At 70.0% G+C, this 17,181-nt stretch carries 14 protein-coding genes; 12 read left to right on the top strand and 2 right to left on the bottom strand.

Going from position 1 to position 17,181, the window contains the following annotated elements:
* Nucleotides 1-5 precede the first annotated feature (5 nt).
* Complete coding sequence (locus HPS01S_RS04370) at nucleotides 6-2,078, bottom strand: DUF1631 family protein (RefSeq protein WP_084397030.1); 2,073 nt, start codon at nucleotides 2,076-2,078, stop codon at nucleotides 6-8.
* A gap of 178 nt (nucleotides 2,079-2,256) precedes the next feature.
* Here HPS01S_RS04370 and HPS01S_RS04365 point away from each other — a divergent pair, with 178 nt between their 5' ends.
* From HPS01S_RS04365 to HPS01S_RS04320, 10 genes are all read left to right on the top strand, one after another.
* A complete protein-coding gene (locus HPS01S_RS04365; RefSeq protein ID WP_066151607.1) occupies nucleotides 2,257-3,222 on the top strand; it encodes a Bug family tripartite tricarboxylate transporter substrate binding protein in 966 nt (321 codons plus the stop codon).
* 78 nt (nucleotides 3,223-3,300) lie between these two features.
* Nucleotides 3,301-3,837, top strand: coding sequence for a tripartite tricarboxylate transporter TctB family protein (locus HPS01S_RS04360; RefSeq protein ID WP_066151606.1), 537 nt, complete (start codon nucleotides 3,301-3,303; stop codon nucleotides 3,835-3,837).
* Nucleotides 3,838-3,855: 18 nt separating this feature from the next.
* Nucleotides 3,856-5,346 (top strand): tripartite tricarboxylate transporter permease, encoded by a 1,491-nt coding sequence (locus HPS01S_RS04355; protein ID WP_066151813.1) that lies wholly within the window; start codon nucleotides 3,856-3,858, stop codon nucleotides 5,344-5,346.
* Between the two features lie 131 nt (nucleotides 5,347-5,477).
* Complete coding sequence (locus tag HPS01S_RS04350) at nucleotides 5,478-6,161, top strand: response regulator transcription factor (protein ID WP_066151605.1); 684 nt, start codon at nucleotides 5,478-5,480, stop codon at nucleotides 6,159-6,161.
* A 40-nt stretch (nucleotides 6,162-6,201) separates the two neighbouring features.
* Nucleotides 6,202-7,233: a sensor histidine kinase gene (locus HPS01S_RS04345; RefSeq protein ID WP_066151603.1), complete on the top strand. Its 1,032-nt coding sequence runs from the start codon at nucleotides 6,202-6,204 to the stop codon at nucleotides 7,231-7,233.
* Nucleotides 7,226-8,287 carry an ABC transporter ATP-binding protein gene (locus tag HPS01S_RS04340; RefSeq protein WP_066151601.1) on the top strand — a complete coding sequence of 354 codons (1,062 nt, stop codon included), beginning with the start codon at nucleotides 7,226-7,228 and terminating at the stop codon, nucleotides 8,285-8,287. The genes HPS01S_RS04345 and HPS01S_RS04340 overlap by 8 nt, the downstream gene beginning before the upstream one ends.
* A gap of 59 nt (nucleotides 8,288-8,346) precedes the next feature.
* The gene (locus HPS01S_RS04335) at nucleotides 8,347-9,369 is read left to right on the top strand and encodes an ABC transporter substrate-binding protein (RefSeq protein ID WP_066151600.1); all 1,023 of its coding nucleotides are present in this window, start codon (nucleotides 8,347-8,349) and stop codon (nucleotides 9,367-9,369) included.
* Nucleotides 9,370-9,393: 24 nt separating this feature from the next.
* Nucleotides 9,394-11,586, top strand: coding sequence for an ABC transporter permease (locus HPS01S_RS04330; protein WP_066151598.1), 2,193 nt, complete (start codon nucleotides 9,394-9,396; stop codon nucleotides 11,584-11,586).
* 16 nt (nucleotides 11,587-11,602) lie between these two features.
* A complete protein-coding gene (locus HPS01S_RS04325; RefSeq protein ID WP_066151810.1) occupies nucleotides 11,603-12,649 on the top strand; it encodes an ABC transporter ATP-binding protein in 1,047 nt (348 codons plus the stop codon).
* A 32-nt stretch (nucleotides 12,650-12,681) separates the two neighbouring features.
* Complete coding sequence (locus tag HPS01S_RS04320; RefSeq protein ID WP_066151595.1) at nucleotides 12,682-13,314, top strand: HAD-IA family hydrolase; 633 nt, start codon at nucleotides 12,682-12,684, stop codon at nucleotides 13,312-13,314.
* Between the two features lie 34 nt (nucleotides 13,315-13,348).
* Here HPS01S_RS04320 and HPS01S_RS04315 read toward each other — a convergent pair whose 3' ends face one another.
* On the bottom strand, nucleotides 13,349-14,308 hold the full coding sequence (locus HPS01S_RS04315; RefSeq protein WP_066151593.1) for a LysR family transcriptional regulator: 960 nt from the start codon (nucleotides 14,306-14,308) through the stop codon (nucleotides 13,349-13,351).
* Nucleotides 14,309-14,401: 93 nt separating this feature from the next.
* On the opposite strand from HPS01S_RS04315, the gene HPS01S_RS04310 reads away from it, so the two are divergent.
* The gene (locus tag HPS01S_RS04310; protein ID WP_066151590.1) at nucleotides 14,402-15,655 is read left to right on the top strand and encodes an MFS transporter; all 1,254 of its coding nucleotides are present in this window, start codon (nucleotides 14,402-14,404) and stop codon (nucleotides 15,653-15,655) included.
* Complete coding sequence (locus tag HPS01S_RS04305; RefSeq protein ID WP_066151588.1) at nucleotides 15,652-17,127, top strand: sigma-54 interaction domain-containing protein; 1,476 nt, start codon at nucleotides 15,652-15,654, stop codon at nucleotides 17,125-17,127. The genes HPS01S_RS04310 and HPS01S_RS04305 overlap by 4 nt, the downstream gene beginning before the upstream one ends.
* Nucleotides 17,128-17,181: the final 54 nt, after the last annotated feature.

The following is a 17,181-nucleotide window of genomic DNA, read 5'->3' as shown; positions in this document are numbered from 1 at the left end:
TGGGCTCAGCGGCGACCGGAGTTGAGGAAGGCCTGGCGCGTCACCTCGTCGAGGGCATCGTCGACCAGACCGTGGTCGGCCACCACCGTCAGGCGTCCCAGCTCGCGCAGTCGTTCCAGCCCGCGCAGGGTCAGCGAAATGCTGCGCCCGTTGGCGGCGTTGAAGAGGAACATGGTGCCGTGCGGGCTGGCCCAGGTGAGCTGGCAACGCAGGTCTTCTCCTCCGTCTCGAAGGTCCACCCAGGTGCCCACCGTCAGCGGGCGGGGCTTTGCGGTGGTCTCTGTCTGGCGTTGGCGCAGCCACTCGGGGTCCATCGGCTCGGTGTCCTGGAAGCCGGGCTGGCTCTCGATCTGCAGGTCGTCCATGAATCCCGAGTCGCGTGCTTCCGCCGGATGCACCCAGGTATCGGACATGTCCAGTCCGCGCATGTCCGCCTCGTCGTCGCGCCGGGCGGCGTAGGCTGGTTCCTGCAGCTCCATGAGCGCCTGGAAGAAGGAGTCGGCCTGGGCGCGCGGGTAGTCGATGGACTCCAGCCCTTCGCGCAGCGTGCGCAGCAGGCCAGGAATGACCTTGATCAGCCGGGGCCGGTTGAGGCTGGCCAGTTCGTGCTGGCTTGACCACAGCAGGTCGGGCAGGGCGTCCATGTAGCGCAGCGCCGGTGCATCGCCCGGGCTCAGGCTGTCCGCGGCCTTCGCCTGGATGCGCGCCTGCGCCACCACCTGGGCCCAGGGGCCGGTGAGGAAGCGGCGCACCACACCGGGTGCCCGGGCAAAGTCGTTTCTGGCCTGGATTTCCGTGGCCACCCGTTCGGCCAGCAGGTTGCGCTGCTCCACCTTCATCAAGGTCTGCATGGCCAGGCCCCGTGCGGGTGCCTGTGTCACCGGGTCGGTGCGCACCAGACGTGCGAGCAGTTCGCTGATGCGCTGCGACAGCTGGCTGGCCGGCACCTGCAGGTCCTGGACCACCTTGCGCAGCTGCTGCATGTAGGCCTGGAACCCCGAGTCCCGCTCGCTCTTGAACGCCAGCGCGCGCTCGGTGAGCACATCCAGCAGGCGCCGCGCCGGGTTGCTGCGATCGGTAAAAAAGCGCGGGTCGTTGCGCGCCAGCTCCAGCAGCATGGGCTTGAGCCGCAGCATCATGTCCCGCACCGGCGCCAGCAGGCGGGGGTCGTCGACGATGCGGCGCAGCATCAGTGCGACCACCTCCACCGCCAGGGACCGCACCATGCTGTCGGCCTCCTGCGCCTGTGCCGGATCGGAGGCATCGGCCGCGCCGCGCGCGACATTGCCCACCAGCAGCTGGTGCAGGTGATCAAGGGTGAGCAACTCGTTCCCGTCGCTCAGCGCCTCCACGGGCAGGCTGTCCCCGCGGGGGCGGGAGGCACCTCGGTCGGCGGGCTTGCCCACCGGGGTCTGCACGACCTTGTAGCCCGCGGGCTGCACGCCCCAGCGGTCCAGAAGGTCGACCAGCTGGCGGTAGAAACGCCGCAGTTCCTGGCCGAGGGGCAGGGCGCCGATGTGCAGCCACTGCACCCGCACCTCCTCGTCGATGTGCAGCTTGGACAGCGCGCGGATCAGCGCACCGATGATGGCCTCGGGGTGCAGCGGGTTGGCCTTGCTGCTCACCACAGTGAGTCCCCGGGCGGTGCTCAGGCGCGCGTCGAGCTTCACCAGCTCTTCTTCCACCGCCATCTTCACCACCTGCTGGATGCGCGCCAGCTCGACGGTGTGCTGCACCTGCTGGTGGTCCATCAGCTCCAGGTCGTCCAGGCTGAGTGTGTCCAGGCGGGGGGGCGGGGTCCTGCCGCTGACGGGGGTCAGGTCACCCTCGCCGTCGGCGACGCTGCCTATCGACTGTGACAGCGCCGACAGAAAGTGCTCGGTCACCCGCTGCTGGTAGGCGGCCAGGGTGGCGCGCGCCTGGCCGGCGCTGCGCTGTTCGGAGGCGCCGACGGCGGAGGCCTCCTTCTCCAGCAGTGCGTTGCCGAGCGCCGCCAGCCAGCGGGGCACCCACTCGGCCGACAAGGCCAATGCCTCTTTCAGGCAAGCGTCAAACACGGGATGGGCATGTGCATTCATGAGCGAAGGGCGTCTGGCCAAAGGCCCTGCGTGGTGAAGAGGGCTGGTGCAATTATGGTCCTCCCCGTGATGGGAGATCCCGCACCCTCATAGGGTTTTTCCTGACGGCAACGACAGCCGATTGACAGCGGCCGACAGGAACATAACGACCGTCGATCAACCTCCCACGGAGACAAACATGCGTCGCGATACCTTCCTCAAGTCCCTGGCCGCTCTGGCCGCCGCCGGTGCCCTGCCCAATGCCGCCTGGGCCCAGGGTGCCAACGTCAAGATGATGATCCCCGCCAACCCGGGTGGTGGCTGGGATGGCACCGGCCGTGCCCTGGGCGAGGCCCTGCGCGATGCGGGCGTGGCGTCTTCCGTGACCTACGAGAACAAGGGCGGTGCTGCCGGCGCCATCGGTCTGGCCCAGTTCTACAACTCCGCCAAGGGCGACCCGAACGCCATGATGGTGATGGGCGCCGTGATGCTGGGCGGCATCATCACCGGCAAGCCGCCGGTCTCGATCACCCAGGTCACGCCGATCGCCCGCCTGACCACCGAATACAACGTGTTCGTGCTGCCCGCCAGCTCGCCCCTCAACACCATGAAGGACGTGGTCGAGGCGCTCAAGAAGGACCCCGGCAGTGTCAAGTGGGGCGGCGGTTCGCGTGGCTCCACCGAGCACATCGCCGCGTCGCAGATCGCCCAGGCCGTGGGCGTGCCCGCCGCCAAGATCAACTACGTGCCCTTCCGTGGGGGCGGTGAGGCCGTCGCCGCCATCCTGGGTGGCAACGTGACCGTCGGTGGCTCCGGCTACAGCGAGTTCCAGCAGTACATCGAGAGCGGCAAGATGAAGGCGATCGCCATCACCTCCGGCCAGCGCGTCAAGGGCCTGGAAAAGATCCCCACGCTCAAGGAGCAGGGCATCGATGTCGAGATCGGCAACTGGCGCGGTGTTTACGGCGCCGCCGGCATCACCCCCGAGCAGCGCGCCGCGCTGACCGAGATGATCGTCAAGGCCACCAAGAGCAAGGCCTGGCAGGAAGCCCTGGTCAAGAACAACTGGACCCCGGCCCTGCTGACCGGCAAGGAATTCGACGCCTTCGTCGACAAGGACTTCTCCACCCTGCGCGCCACCATGGTCCGCGCCGGCATGGTGTAAGCACACGGCCCGGTCTGTCCGATCCAGCGGCCACGGCGTTCGCGCCGCGGCCGCATTTTTTTACGAGTGGAGCACGTCATGAATGCCGACACCACCCCCGCGCAGGAGGCGCGTCCCGATCACCGCCCGGGCCAGCTGGCCATGGGCATCGCCGCCGTGGTGGTGGCTGCCGTTCTGGCCTACGGTGCAGCCAACATCCCGTCCGACGCCGGCTATGCGGGCGTGGGCCCCGACTTCCTGCCCTGGCTGGTGGCGGCCGCGCTGGGCCTGTGTGGCGTGATGCTGATTCTGGAGGTGCGCTCCGGCGGCTACCGCAACATGGAGGAGCCTTCGGGCGCCCCGCGCGGCGACTGGCACGCGCTGGCCTGGGTGTCGGCCGGCATCCTGGGCAACGCGGCGCTGATCACCACCATCGGTTTTGTGCTCAGCTGTGCGCTGTGCTACGCCCTCGCGGTGCGGGGCCTGCGCATCAGCGAAGGCAAGTCCGGCGGCAACGCCATGCAGGTGCTGCGCGACGCGGTCACCGGCATCGTGATTGCCGCACCGACCTACTGGCTGTTCACCAAATTCCTCGCCGTCAACCTGCCGGGCCTGACCGGCACCGGCTGGATCTGATCAGGGAGCACAAGCATGATGGACACCTGGAACCAGCTGCTGGGCGGCTTCGCCACCGCAGCCACCCCCCTCAACCTGCTGTGGGCGCTGGCCGGCTGTGCGCTGGGCACCGCCATCGGCGTGCTGCCCGGCCTTGGCCCGGCGGTGACCGTGGCCATGCTGCTGCCGATCACCGGTCAGGTCGAGCCGACAGCCTCGATGATCTTCTTCGCCGGCATCTACTACGGTGCCATGTACGGCGGCTCGACCACTTCGATCCTGCTCAACACCCCGGGCGAGACCGGCACCATGGTGACCGCGCTCGAAGGCTTCAAGATGGCCAAGAACGGTCGCGCGGGCGCTGCGCTGGCCACCTCGGCCATCGGCTCGTTCGTCGCCGGCACCATTGCCACCGTGCTGGTCACGCTGTTCGCGCCCATCCTGGCCGAGTTCGCCGTCAAGCTGGGGCCGCCCGAATACTTCTGCCTGATGCTGCTGGCCTTCACGACCGTCTCCGCCGTGCTGGGCCAGAGCACGCTGCGCGGCCTGACCTCGCTGTTCGTCGGCCTGGCCATGGGCCTGGTCGGCATGGACCAGATCACCGGCCAGGTGCGCTACACCGCGGGCGTCATCGAGCTGATGGACGGCCTGGAGGTGGTGCTGGTGGCGGTGGGCCTGTTCGCGGTGACGGAAGCGCTCTACAACGCCCTGTACGAGGGCAAGAGCGAGGCCAACATGAACAAGATGAACAAGGCCCACATGACCAGGACCGAGTGGCGCCGTTCCTGGCCCGCCTGGCTGCGCGGCACGGCGATCGGCTTCCCCTTCGGCACCATCCCCGCGGGCGGTTCCGAGATTCCGACCTTCCTGAGCTACGCGACCGAGCGCAAGCTGGCCGACCCGGAGCACAAGAAGGAGTTCGGCACGGTCGGCGCCATCGAAGGTGTGGCCGGCCCCGAGGCCGCCAACAACTCGGCTGTCACGGCCACCCTGGTGCCGCTGCTCACGCTGGGCATCCCGACCTCGGTGACCGCCGCCATCCTGCTGTCTGCGCTGCAGAACTACGGCATCAACGCCGGCCCGCAGCTGTTCCAGACCTCGTCCGACCTGGTCTGGGCGCTGATCGCCTCGCTCTACATCGGCAACGTGATGCTGCTGGTGCTGAACCTGCCGATGGTGGGCCTGTGGGTCAAGCTGCTGAAGATTCCGAAGGCACCGCTGTACGCCGGCATCCTCATCTTCGCGACGGTGGGCGTGTACGGTATGCGCCAGAGTTCGTTCGACCTGTTCCTGATGTTCGGCCTGGCGCTGGTGGGGGTGGCGATGCGCCGCTTCGACTTCCCGACCGCGCCGGTCATCGTGGGTCTGATCCTGGGGCCGCTGGCCGAGGCCCAGTTCCGCAACGCCATGTCCATCGGAGAGGGCAGCTTCACCGTGTTCTTCGAGCGCCCGATGTCGGCCACGCTGCTGGTGATCGTGCTGCTGGTGCTGGTGACGCCGCGCCTGCTGGCCTGGCACAGACGCAGCTGAAGAAAGGAGCGCCCCGCGCTCCGCCGCCTTGAGCGGCGCCTGAAAGCCGGACGAAGATTTCGTCCGGCTTTCGTGTTTCTCTAAGGTTTCCTCTATGCGGTCCGGCGGGGGCGCCGGGCATCATCGTTGGCATGAAAGTGCTGATGGTGGAAGACGATCTGGCCCTGGGCGACGCGCTGGGGCGCGTGCTGCAGGGCCGGGGCTTCGAGGTCACGCGCTGCGCCGACGGTGCGGAGGCGCTGGCCATGTTCCGGCGCCGCCGGCCCGACGTGGTGCTGCTGGACCTGAGCCTGCCGGGCATGGACGGCATGGAGGTGCTGCGCCTGATGCGCGACGGCGGCTCGCAGGTGCCGGTGCTGGTGGTGACCGCCCGCAGCGCGGTGCAGGACCGGGTGCTCGGCCTCAACGAGGGCGCCGACGACTACCTGACCAAACCCTTTGACATCGAGGAACTGGCAGCCCGCCTCAAGGCGCTGGTGCGCCGCAGCCATGGCGCGCCGGAGCTGCGCTGCGCGCTGCTGCGCGTCGACGAGCCCACCGGCGCCGTGTTCCGCGGCGCGACGCCGCTGGACGTGTCGACCCGCGAGCTGGCCCTGCTCAAGGCGCTGCTGGCCCGGCCGGGTCAGGCGGTCGGCAAGGAAGACCTGCACCACGCCGTGTTCGGCGACGAGCCGGTGGGCGCCGACGCCATCGAGGTGTTGGTGCACCGGCTGCGCAAGCGCATCCAGGGCTCGGGCGCTCAGCTGGTGACGCTGCGCGGTGTGGGCTACCTGCTGATCGACGAGGCGATGACGGAAGGGCCGGTCGCGGTCTGAACGGCACATGGCGTCGTCTGTTCCATCCACCCCACCGACCATGACAGGCCCCGCGTCGACACCGTCCGCACCCGCCGCGCGGCCCTGGTCGATCACGGTGCGGCTGCTGCTGGGCCTGGCGCTGTGCCTGCTGCTGGTCGAGCTGCTGTTGCAGGCCTTCCTGCCCGAGCTGGCGGCCGCGCCGCTGTGGGGCGGCGCGCTGCGTCTGGTGGCGGTGCTGCCGCTGTTCGCCTGGTGCGCCGGGCGCGCGCTGGCGCCGCTGCGCCACCTGGAGGACGAGCTCCATGCGGGCGAGGCCGGCAGCGCCCCGCGCCCGGTGCCGGCCGAGCTGCAGCCGCTGTCCGACGCGGTGCACGGTGTGCTGGCGCACCAGCGCGCTGCCACCGAGCAGCAGCGCCGCTTCCTCGCCGATGCCTCGCACCAGCTGCGCACGCCGTTCGCGGTGCTGCGCACCCAGCTGCAGGGCGCGATGTCGGGCCAGCTGGAGGTGAAGGACACCCTGCCCAAGATGCTCGCGACCGTCGACCGTTCCAGCGAGCTGGTGCGGCAGCTGCTCTCGCTGGCCAAGGTCGAGCAGCTGGTGGCGCAGGCGCACTGGCAGGAGGTGGACCTGGACACCGTGGCACAGGCGGTGTGCCTGGAGTTCGGGCCGCTGCTGGCGCGCAAGCGGCTGGATTTTTCCTTCGAATCGGTGCCGGTGCGCCTGACCACCGACCCCTGGATGCTGGGCGAGCTGCTGCGCAACCTGCTGTCCAACGCCATCCACCACGCGCCGCGCGGCTCGGCCCTGGGCATGGTGGTGCGGGTGCTGCCGGACCAGGCCGAGCTGCTGATCTGGGACAACGGCGGCGGCATCGATGCGGCGGTGATGGACCGGCTGTTCGAGCCCTTCCAGTCGGCCGCGGGCGGCACGGGCATCGGCCTGGGTCTGTCGATCTGCCGTCAGATCGCCGAGTCGATGCAGGCGCAGGTGCAGCTGTTCAACCGCGTGCAGGACGACCGCGTGGTCGGTGTCGATGCCGTGGTGCGCTGGAACCTGGCACCGGCCGGGGCAGGGGGCTCACATGCCTGACGCGGTGCGCCTGGACGCGGTGGAAAAAACCTTTGCCGACGGCACGCGCGCGCTGCGCGGTGTGCAGCTGCGGTTCGCGCGGCGCCAGCTCACCACGCTGCTCGGGCCCTCGGGCTGCGGCAAGTCGACGCTGCTGCGCCTGGTGGCCGGGCTGGAACAGCCCACCGCTGGCCGGGTGTTCATCGGCGAGCGCGACGTGACCGGCACCGGCCCGGACCAGCGGCCCATCAGCATGGTGTTCCAGAACTACGCGCTGTTCCCGCACCTGGACGTGCAGGGCAACGTGGGCTACGGCCTGGGGCTGGACAGCGCCGCCGCCGCGCGCGACCCGCGGGTGCACGCCGCGCTGGCGCAGGTCGGCCTGGGTGCGCTGGCCGCCCGCAGCACGGCCTCGCTCTCGGGCGGGCAGCAGCAGCGCGTGGCCCTGGCGCGCGCGCTGGCCCTGGCGCCCGAGGTGCTCCTGCTCGACGAGCCGCTGTCCAACCTCGACGCCGGCTTGCGGCGCCAGATCCGCGAGGAGATCCGCGGCCTGCAGCAGTCGCTGGGCCTGACGGTGGTCTACGTGACGCACGACCAGAACGAGGCCATGGCGGTCAGCGACCACATCGTGGTGCTGCGCGACGGCCAGGTGCAGCAGGTCGGCAGCCCGCGCGACATCTACGAGCGCCCGCGCTCCGAGTTCGTGGCCGGCTTCATGGGCGATGCCGCGGTGTTCGACGCCGAGGCCGATGGCCAGGGCGGCTTGCGCGTCGGCCCGCTGACGGTGAACACCGGCCACGCCCGGCGCCGCGGCGCCACCCGCGTGGTGGTGCGGCCCGAGGCCTGGCGCCTGGCGCCGGCCAGCGGGCAGGGCCTGGCCGGGCGCATCGAATCGCACGCCTACGAAGGCCGGCAGTCGCACTACCGCGTGCGCACCGCGCTGGGCCTGCTGCAGGTGCACCGCCAGCACGAGCGCCAGACGCTGCAGGTGGGCGCGCCGGTCAGCGTCTTCCTCGACGGCCCCGGCGTCAGCGTGCTGATGACCGGTGCCACCGCCATGCCCGAAGGGCCCTGAACCGCTCGCCCCACCCGTTTCCCACACCCGAGATCCCCGTCCATCCCAGGAGAAAACCCATGAAAAAGACCCTCTGGCTTGCCGCCCCTTTCCTGCTGTTGCCCGCGCTGTCCGCGCAGGCCCAGAGCAGCGAGTTCAACCTGATCTGCTCGGCCCAGGCGGCCTGGTGCAACATGCTCGCCGTCACCTTCGAGAAGAGCCAGGGCGTGAAGGTCAACATGACGCTCAAGGGCTCGGGCGAGGCGATCGCGCAGATCATGGCCGAGCGCGCCAACCCCAAGACTGACCTCTGGTTCGGCGGCACCGGCGACCCGCACCTGCAGGCCGCCGAGCAGGGACTGACCATGGAATACAAGTCGCCCACCTTGCCCAAGCTGCACGACTGGGCGCAGAAGCAGGCCGCGCAATCGGGCTACAAGACGGTGGGCATCTACTCCGGCCCGCTGGGCTTTGGCTACAACACCGAGCTGCTGGCCAAGAAGAAGCTGGCCGTGCCCAAGACCTGGGCCGACCTGCTCAAGCCCGAATACAAGGGAGAGATCCAGTCGGCCAACCCGGCCTCCAGCGGCACCGCCTATACCATGATCGCGACGCTGGTGCAGCTCATGGGCGAAGACCAGGCGTTTGAGTATCTGAAGAAGCTGCACGGCAACATCGGCGCCTACACCCGCTCGGGCACCGGCCCGATCAAGGCGGTGGCGCGTGGTGAGGCCACCATCTCCATCAGCTTCGTGCACGACGGCCCGGGCGAGAAGGCGCAGGGCTTCCCGCTGGAGACCATCACCCCGTCGGACGGCACGGGCGCCGAGATCGGATCGATGTCGATCATCAGGGGTGCGCGCAACCTGGACGCGGCCAAGAAGTTCTACGAATGGGCGCTCACGCCCTCGGCCCAGGCCCTGGGCGCGGCCACGCTGCAGTTCCAGCTGCCGTCGAACAAGGAGACCAAGGTCGACCCGCGCGTGCCCGACTTCCGCAAGATCAAGCTGATCAACTACGACTACGCGAAGTACGGCCAGACGGCCGAGCGCCGCCGCCTGATCCAGCGCTGGGAAAAAGACGTCAACAGCCTGCCGCGCTGACCTTCACCCGCTCCGGAATTCCGCATGAACACCTTGACCTCGCGGTCCGGGCGGGCGTTGGCCGCCTGGACCTTGCTGGGGCTGGCCGCCTACGCGCTGCTGCCCTGGTACTTCCTCCAACAACAGTCGCTCTGGGCGGCGTTGCCTGGCGTCTGGGGCGGCGACGCCACCGCCAGCGGCGTGGTGCAGGCGGCGCTGCACGGGCGGCCCTGGCTCTGGACCGGCGTGGCCGGTCTGCTGATCGCCGGCGCCGGCCTGCTGCTGCCCGTGGGGCGGGCGCAGGGCGGGGTGCTGGTGGCCGGCGCGCTGCTGGGCCTGGCCGGCCTGCTGGCCAGCGGCTTCGCCATCGGCGCGCCGGGCTGGAGCTTCCAGACGCTGGAGGCCTGGTTCGGCCCGCTGGAGCACGGCCAGTTCGGCATGGGCTGGGGCGGCTTTGTCGCCATCGCCTGCCTGGTGATGCTGCTGGGCGCGGGCATCGCGCGTCTGGGCTTCTTCCGCGGCGACGTGTTCGTCGCGGGCTCGGTGGTCGGCTGTGTGAGCCTGCTGGCACTGTTCGTGGTCTACCCGGTGCTGCGCTCGCTGGCTTCGGGGCTGTACGACGACATGGGCCTGTGGGCGCCGGGTGCGCTGGTCGACCGGCTGGCCACCGAGCGCATCTGGGGCCTGGGTTGCGTGAGCGGTGGGACACGCTGTGGCGTGGCCTGGAACACGCTGTTCCTCGCGCTGCTGACGGCGGCCGGCACGACGGTGATGGGCACGCTGATGGCGCTGTGGGCCGAGCGCGGCGGCACGCGGCTGCAGAAGCCGCTGAACGTGCTGGCCATGCTGCCCATCATCACGCCGCCCTTCGTGGTCGGCCTGGGCCTGATCCTGCTGTTCGGTCGCGCCGGCCTCTACAACCAGTTCATGGAATGGGCCTTCGGCGTGCCGCCCTCGCGCTGGTTCTACGGCGTGTTCGGTGTCTGGCTGGCGCAGATGTTCGCCTTCACACCCATCGCCTTCATGATCATGCGCGGCGTGGTGCAGGGCGTGAGCCCCTCGCTGGAAGAGGCGGCGCAGACACTGCGCGCCGACCGCCTGCGCACCTTCGTGACCGTGACGCTGCCGCTGCTCAAGCCGGGCCTGGCCAACGCCTTCCTGGTCGGCTTCATCGAAAGCATGGCCGACTTCGGCAACCCCATCATCCTGGGCGGTTCCTACGCCGTGCTGTCGACCGAGATCTTCTTCGCCATCGTCGGCGCCTCGCTGGACCCGGGCATGGCGGCGGCGCTGGCCCTGGTGCTCACGCTGTTCGCCCTGGTGGTGTTCTTCGTCCAGCGCGGGCTGCTGGGGCGCACCAGCTTCACCACCGTGACCGGCAAGGGCGACGCGGGCCTGCCGATGCCGCTGCCCGATGCGGTGCGGCGCCTCTGCTTCGGCGTGGCCGGGCCCTGGCTGCTGTTCACCGTGGTGGTCTACCTGTTCGCGTTCGCGGGCGGCTTCGTGAAGACCTGGGGCCGCGACTACACGCTCACGCTGGACCACTTCCGAGGCGCCTTCGACCTGCAGTGGGGCGAGCACGGCCTGGTGTGGGCGGGCACGGCCTGGAACTCGCTGTTCACCACCGCCTCGCTGGCGGCGATGGCGGCGCCGGTCTGCGCCTTCCTGGGCCTGCTGATCGCCTGGCTGCTGGCGCGCACCGAGTTCCGCGGCAAGGCGGGCTTCGAGTTCGCTGCGCTGCTGACCTTCGCGATTCCGGGCACGGTGCTGGGCGTGAGCTACATCCTGGCCTTCAACGTGCCGCCGGTGGAGCTCACCGGCACCGGGCTGATCATCGTGCTGTGCTACGTGTTCCGCAATCTGCCGGTGGGCGTACGCGCCGGCACGGCGGCGTTCAAGCAGCTCGACCGTTCGCTCGACGAAGCCTCGTTCATGCTGCGCGCCGGCACGCTGACCACGCTGCGCCGCGTGGTGCTGCCGCTGCTCAAGCCGGCGCTGACGGCGGCGCTGATCTACAGCTTCGTTCGCTCCATGACCACGGTGTCGGCGGTGATCTTCCTGGTCTCGGCCAAGTACGAGCTGTCCACCACCTACATCATCGGCCGCGTCGGCAACGGCGAGTACGGGCTCGCGCTCGCCTACTGCACGGTGCTCATCGTCTTCATGTCCGTCATCACCGCGCTGGTGCAGCGCCTGGTCGGTGAACGGCAACTCGGCCGCCGCGCGGGCGGCCACTGATTCCAAGGAAACCGCCATGACCACTCACGGCATTGAATTCCGCCAGGTGACCAAGCGCTACGGCGGCGCCAGCGCGCCCCTGATCGTCAAGGGCATCGACTTCACCGTGCCCAAGGGCACGCTGACCACCATCCTCGGCCCCTCGGGCTGCGGCAAGACCACCACGCTGCGCATGATTGCGGGGCTGGAGTCGCCCTCGGGCGGCCAGATCCTGATCGACGGCCGCGACGTCACCTCGCTCGGCCCCAGCGAGCGCAACGTCAGCATGGTGTTCCAGAGCTACGCGCTGTTCCCGCACATGAGCGTGCTGGACAACGTGGGCTACGGCCTGAGCGTGAGCGGCCTGCCCAAGGCGGAAATCGCCGAGCGGGCGCGGGCCGCGATGGCGACCGTCGGCCTGGTCGGCATGGACGCGCGCCTGCCCAGTGAGCTCTCGGGCGGGCAGCAGCAGCGCGTGGCGCTGGCGCGCGCGCTGGTGATCGAGCCGGCTGTGCTGCTGTTCGACGAGCCGCTGTCCAACCTCGACGCCCGGCTGCGCCGCAGCATGCGCGAGGAGATCCGCGCCCTGCAGCAGCGCCTGGGCCTGACGGTGGCCTATGTGACGCACGACCAGAGCGAGGCGCTGGCGGTGAGCGACCAGATCATCGTGATGGACGCCGGCCAGATCGCCCAGGCCGGCGCGCCGCAGGACCTGTACGAACGCCCGGCCAGCGCCTTCGTGGCCGGCTTCATGGGCGAGGCGATGCTGTTCGACGGCGTGAGCGAGGCCGACGGTTCGGTGCGCTTCGGCCCCATCCGGCTGCAACCGCGCCACCGTCTGCCGCCCGGCCCGGTGAAGGCCGCGATCCGGCCCGAGGCCTGGTCCATCGGCCCGCGCGAATCGGGCGGCCTGGGCGGCGAACTGCTCAAGCAGGCCTACCTCGGCTCGTTCCAGGAACTCACGGTGCAGACCGAGCTGGGCCCGATCTTCGTGGTCAGCCCGCAGGTGGACCGCGAATGGCGGCTGGGCGAAGAACTGGGCCTCACGCTCAAGGACCACGGCGTGACCGTGGTCGCTGCATGAGCTTTCACACAACAGAGAAACGGAAACAAGGCATGACGACTGAGACGGTGGTGTTCGACCTCGGCGGGGTGGTGTTCAACTGGCAGCCGACCGTGCTGCTGCGCCAGGTGCTGCCCGCGCGGGCGCGCGACGAGGCCGAGGCGGCGCACTGGGTGCGCGAGATCTTCCAGACCTTCGACCCCGACGGCGACTGGGCGCAGTTCGACCTCGGCCATGTGGAGCCCGAGGGGCTGGCGCAGCGCATCGCCCTGCGTACCGGGCTGGATGCGCAGGAGGTGATGGCGGTGATCGACGGGCTGGCGCCGCACATGCGCGTGAAGGACGACACCGTCGCGCTGATTCACGAGCTCAAGGCGCGCGGCCACCGGCTGGTCTACCTCTCGAACATGCCGCACGGCCTGGCGCGCTGGATCGAGGACGACCATCCGTTCGCCGACTGGTTCGAGGACGGCGTCTTCTCGGCCCGCGTGGCGCTGATGAAGCCCGACCCCGCGATCTTCCACACGGTGACGGAACAACTGGCGGTGAGCGATCCGTCGCCGGTGTTCATCGACGACGCGCAGCGCAACATCGACGCGGCCCATGCCATCGGCTGGCGCGCTGTGCGCTTCGAGACCGCGGCGCAGGTGCGGGTGGATCTCGGGGCGCTCGGGCTGCTGGGCTGAGCGCCCAGGGCCCTCAACCCGCCACAGCCGCCGCTCAGGGGGCCACGCCGCCGGTCACCGGCATGGCCGCGCGCATGGCGTCGATGAAGCGCCGCAGCCGCAGGGGGTAGAACCGGGCGTGCGGATAGACCAGGTAGACCGGCAGGGCCGGCGCCTGCCACTGGGGTACCAGATGCACCAGCCGCCCCGCGGCCAGATCGTCCGCCGCCATCCAGGCCGACACGATGCCCGCACCCAGCCCCAGCACGGCGGCATTGCGCAGCACATAGAGGTTGTCGGTGCTCAGGCGGGGGCGGATGGCAAAGCGCCGGGTCTGCTGCGTCTGCTGGTGAGTGAGGCTCACCTCGTCTCGGTAGTAGGTGCGCAGGGCCAGCCAGGGCAGGTTGGCGAGTGCGTCCACCGTCGCGGGCGGCTCGCCGCTTTCCAGCAGTGCTGGCGCCGCGATCACGATGCGCGGCACGTCCATCAGCCGGATCGCCACCACCGAGGGGTCGCGCACCTCGCCGACCTGAATCGCGCAGTCGATGCCGGCGCCGATGAAGTTGTGCACATCGTCGCGCAGCAGCCACTCGACCTGGATGTCCGGATGCGCCTGCAGGAACCGGGTCAGGGGCCGCACCAGCTGTTCCTGTCCGAACGCATGCGGCACCACCACGCGCAGCTGGCCGCGGGGCGCCTGCTGCTCGCCGTGCGCGTCCGCGGTGAGCGCCTCCCAGTCCTCCATCAGCAGCTTGGCGCGCTCATAGCAGCGCTCGCCGTCCGGCGTCAGGTGCATGGCCCGGGTGGAGCGTTGCAGCAGGCGCACGCCGAGCAGGCGTTCCAGCGCCAGCAGGCGCCGGCTGATGGTGGGCTGGGTGGTCTGCATCTGCGCCGCCGCGCGCGAGAGGCTGCCGGCTTCGACGATGCGCACGAAGGTCTGCATCAGGGCCAGCCGGTCGCCGCTGCCGATGGGGAGCGTGTCGGCCGGTGCTGCGGGTGATGGAGGCTTATTCATTCGCCTATCGTATATCTGTGGTGTGTGACAGCCGTCTTCCGCCGAAATTCACCGAGAAGGACACTGCGTCCATCGAGTTTTCTGGAGTTTGTCATGTCATCCATTCACTTGTCGAATGTATTGGGGGCGGCGCCATCCCATCAGGGTGTGGCGCTTTCGCCCGCCCTGGTGCGCCTGCTGGCTGTCGGCGCTGGCCTGACCGTGGCCGCGCTGTACTACGCCCAGCCCATGCTGGGAGTGCTGGGCGCACAGCTGGGGGTGGGGCCGCAGACCCTGGGCTTCGTGCCCATGCTCACGCAGCTGGGCTACGCGCTGGGCATCCTGTTGACAGCGCCCCTGGGCGACCGTTGCGACCGCCGGACGCTGGTGCTCGTCAAGTGCGGCTGGCTGGTGGCGGCCCTGGCGGGCGCGGCGCTGGCTCCATCCATTGGCTGGCTGCTGCTGGCCAGCTTCGCCATCGGGCTGGCGGCCACGGCCGCGCAGGACATCGTGCCCGCTGCGGCCACGCTGGCGCCTGAAGCCCGCCGCGGGCAGGCTGTGGGTGCAGTGATGACCGGCTTGCTGCTGGGCATCCTGCTGTCGCGCGTGGTCAGCGGTTTCGCGGCCGAACACCTGGGCTGGCGCTCGACCTTCGGCCTGGCGGCCGTGTCGGTGGCCCTGGTGGCCCTGGCGCTGGCACGCGGGCTGCCGCATGTGCCGCCCACGACCACCCTGGGCTACGGCGCGCTGCTGGCGTCGCTCGGATCGCTGTGGCGCCGCCACCCCTCGGTGCGGCAGGCCGCGCTGGCCCAGGGCGCGCTGGCGGTGGGCTTCAGCGCCATCTGGTCCACGCTGGCGATGTGGCTGCACGGCGCACCGTTCCACATGGGCAGCGCGGCGGCCGGTGCATTCGGCATTGCCGGGGCGGCCGGCGCACTCGCCGCACCCTGGTTCGGGCGCCTGGCGGACCGCCATGGCCCGCACCGCAGCGCCCTGGCGGGGGCCTGTCTGGCGCTGGCGGGCTATGCGGTGACGGGGCTGGTGGGTGGCTTGCCGCAGGGTGTTCAGGTGGCGGCGCTGGCGCTGGCGGTGATCGTGTTCGACCTCGGGTTCCAGGGCGCGCTGGTGTCGCACCAGTCGCTGGTCTACAGCGCCGATCCGTCGGCCCGCAGCCGGCTCAATGCCTTGCTGTTTGTGGTGATGTTCGGGGGCATGGCTTCCGGCGCCGTGCTGGCCGGCATGCTGTTCGCCCGCTGGGGCTGGAACGCGGTGGTCGGTCTGGCGGTGGCCTCGGCGCTGGTGGCCGTGGGCCTTCGGCTCGGCAGGGGCGGATCGGCCGGCACCGCGGGTACCATGCAGCGACCATGAGCCCCGACACCCGCCTCCCGCGCGACGCCCAGAGCATCCTGGAGCTGGCCGCGCGCTCGATGTTCGACCTGTTCGCCAACGCCAGCGAGGGCATGCTGCTGGTGGACCGCAAGGGGCGGGTGGTGTGGATCAACGACCAGTACCGCCGCTTCCTGCCCGCGCTGGGCTACGAACGCGAGGAAGACTTCGTCGGCCACCCGGTGTCGAACGTCGTGCAGAACACGCAGATGCACCAGGTGCTGGAGACCGGCAAGCCGATCCTGATCGACCTGCTGACCAACAAGGCCGGCACCTTCGTGGTCAGCCGCATCCCGCTGCGGGACGAGGCGGGCGAGGTCATCGGCGTGCTGGGCATCGTGCTGTTCGACCACCCCGAGACCACGCTGCAGCCGCTGATCGCCAAGTTCGCGCGGCTGGAGCAGGATCTGAACGAGGCGCGGCGCGAACTCGCCAGCCAGCGCCGCGCCAAGTACACCTTCGCCAGCTTCGTCGGCAGCAGCGCCGCCGCGCAGGAGGTCAAGCGCCAGGCGCGCCGCGCGGCGCAGTCGGCCAGCCCGGTGCTGCTGCTGGGCGAGACCGGCACCGGCAAGGAGCTGCTCGCCCACGCCATCCACGCCGCCTCGCCGCGCGCCGGCCGGCCATTCGTGGGTGTGAACATGGCGGCCGTGCCCGAGGCGCTGATGGAGGCGGAGTTCTTCGGCGTCGCGCCCGGGGCCTACACCGGCGCCGACAAGAAGGGGCGGGATGGCAAGTTCAAGCTGGCCGACGGCGGCACGCTGTTTCTCGACGAACTGGGCGACATGCCCATGGCCGTGCAGGTCAAGCTGTTGCGCGCGCTGCAGGACGGGGAGATCGAGCCGCTGGGCTCCAACAAGCTGATCCGCTGCGACGTGCGCGTGGTGGCCGCGACCTCGCGCGACCTCGCGCAACTGGTGCGCGAGGGCCTGTTCCGCGAAGACCTGTTCTACCGCCTCAATGTGTTGCCCATCCGCGTGCCGCCGCTGCGCGAGCGGCAGGGTGACATCCCGCTGCTGGTCGAGACGCTGTGCGAGGACATCGCGGCGCGCGGCGCCAACATTCACCTGGAGCTGCTGCCGCCCGCGCTCGATTTGCTGGCCGCGCAGCCCTGGCGTGGCAACACGCGCGAGCTGCGCAACGTGCTGGAGCAGCTGGCGCTGCGCAGCGACTCGCCGCAGATCGGCGCCGCGCAGGTGGAACAAGTGCTGCGCGACTCGGGGCTGGACCGCATCGAGCCCGCGCTGTCGCGGCCTGCCGCCCCTGTGCCGGCGATGGCCGCGGACGACGACCTGCGGCCGCTGCCGGTGCAGATCGCCGAGCTGGAGCGCCGCGCCATTGCCGCCGCTCTGGCGCGCACCGGGGGCAACCGGGTGGCGGCGGCGAAGCTGCTGGGCATCTCGCGCGCCAGCCTGTACGACCGGCTGTCTGTGTCTGAAAACCAGACAACTGTCTGATATTTAGACATTTTGGGTTTGGATGGTGTGTCTGAATTTCAGGCATTCATACGG

The sequence above is a fragment of the Hydrogenophaga pseudoflava NBRC 102511 genome (genome assembly GCF_001592285.1).
GTDB lineage: Bacteria > Pseudomonadota > Gammaproteobacteria > Burkholderiales > Burkholderiaceae_C > Hydrogenophaga > Hydrogenophaga pseudoflava.
The sequence above is the reverse complement of the archived record's forward strand: the minus strand, read 5'-3'. Positions and strand labels throughout refer to the sequence as shown.

Excerpts from the sequence above, each read along its gene's own strand:
- HPS01S_RS04370 (WP_084397030.1), bottom strand. The coding sequence starts at position 2,078 with ATGAATGCACATGCCCATCCCGTGTTTGACGCTTGCCTGAAAGAGGCA.
- HPS01S_RS04365 (WP_066151607.1), top strand. The coding sequence starts at position 2,257 with ATGCGTCGCGATACCTTCCTCAAGTCCCTGGCCGCTCTGGCCGCCGCC.
- HPS01S_RS04360 (WP_066151606.1), top strand. The coding sequence starts at position 3,301 with ATGAATGCCGACACCACCCCCGCGCAGGAGGCGCGTCCCGATCACCGC.
- HPS01S_RS04355 (WP_066151813.1), top strand. The coding sequence starts at position 3,856 with ATGGACACCTGGAACCAGCTGCTGGGCGGCTTCGCCACCGCAGCCACC.
- HPS01S_RS04350 (WP_066151605.1), top strand. The coding sequence starts at position 5,478 with ATGAAAGTGCTGATGGTGGAAGACGATCTGGCCCTGGGCGACGCGCTG.
- HPS01S_RS04345 (WP_066151603.1), top strand. The coding sequence starts at position 6,202 with ATGACAGGCCCCGCGTCGACACCGTCCGCACCCGCCGCGCGGCCCTGG.
- HPS01S_RS04340 (WP_066151601.1), top strand. The coding sequence starts at position 7,226 with ATGCCTGACGCGGTGCGCCTGGACGCGGTGGAAAAAACCTTTGCCGAC.
- HPS01S_RS04335 (WP_066151600.1), top strand. The coding sequence starts at position 8,347 with ATGAAAAAGACCCTCTGGCTTGCCGCCCCTTTCCTGCTGTTGCCCGCG.
- HPS01S_RS04330 (WP_066151598.1), top strand. The coding sequence starts at position 9,394 with ATGAACACCTTGACCTCGCGGTCCGGGCGGGCGTTGGCCGCCTGGACC.
- HPS01S_RS04325 (WP_066151810.1), top strand. The coding sequence starts at position 11,603 with ATGACCACTCACGGCATTGAATTCCGCCAGGTGACCAAGCGCTACGGC.
- HPS01S_RS04320 (WP_066151595.1), top strand. The coding sequence starts at position 12,682 with ATGACGACTGAGACGGTGGTGTTCGACCTCGGCGGGGTGGTGTTCAAC.
- HPS01S_RS04315 (WP_066151593.1), bottom strand. The coding sequence starts at position 14,308 with ATGAATAAGCCTCCATCACCCGCAGCACCGGCCGACACGCTCCCCATC.
- HPS01S_RS04310 (WP_066151590.1), top strand. The coding sequence starts at position 14,402 with ATGTCATCCATTCACTTGTCGAATGTATTGGGGGCGGCGCCATCCCAT.
- HPS01S_RS04305 (WP_066151588.1), top strand. The coding sequence starts at position 15,652 with ATGAGCCCCGACACCCGCCTCCCGCGCGACGCCCAGAGCATCCTGGAG.